Here is a 738-nt window from a genome sequence, read left to right as displayed (position 1 = left end):
GGGCAGCAGCTCGGCGGCGCGGCGGTCGGCCTGGCGCAGCAGGGCATCGCGGGCGGCCTGCAGGGCCCGCAGCTGGGGATTGTCCCGCCAGCCCCGCACGATCGTCTGCTCCAGGTCGAGGGGCCAGGGGGGCTGCAGCCGCACCGCATCGCTGGCCCGCAGGCTGACGTCGAAGGGCACGTTGATCAGGTTGCTGAGCTGGCGCTGGCGACTGAGCTGCAGGGCCTCCGCCTGCTCGAAGCGGTAACGGCTCTGCTGCAGGGCGGCCTCGGCGCGGAGCCGGTCCAGCCGCGGCACCAGGCCCACCTGCTGGAGCGCCGCCACCTGGTCGCGCACCACCGTGTCGCTCTCGACGACGGCCCGGCGGATCCGCAGCAGCTGGTCGGCCAGTTGCAGGCCGTAGTAGGCGATGCTCACATCCAGCTGCAGCTGGCGCAGCCGGTCGGCGTAGCGCTGGCGGGAGGCCGTGAGGCTGTCGTCGGCCTCGGCGATGGCGGCGGCGCGGTAGGGGCTGAGCAGCTCCCAGGCCAGCTCCACCCGGGCGGCCGCCGCACCCAGATTCGTCTGGACCACATTCCAGCCCTGGTTGCGGACCAGGAACGGGGAGCCCGCTGGATAGAGGCCGGCGTTGTCGGTCCAGACCTGGTTGTAGGAGCGCTGCTGGCTGAAGCCACCGGCCAGGTTCAGGCCCAGCTCCGGCCAGCGGCGCCCCCGGGCCGAGCCGGCCAGGTCCTGCTG

Annotated in this window: 1 protein-coding gene; it reads right to left on the bottom strand. The window is 73.7% G+C overall.

Going from position 1 to position 738, the window contains the following annotated elements; genetic code table 11:
• The coding region (locus VB737_RS17165; protein WP_500314759.1) for a TolC family protein at window positions 1–738 on the bottom strand (738 nt) is incomplete at both ends.

This window comes from Synechococcus sp. BA-120 BA3, assembly GCF_034931285.1.
Classification (GTDB): Bacteria; Cyanobacteriota; Cyanobacteriia; order PCC-6307; family Cyanobiaceae; genus Cyanobium.
This window is presented reverse-complemented; position numbering and strand designations above follow the sequence as displayed.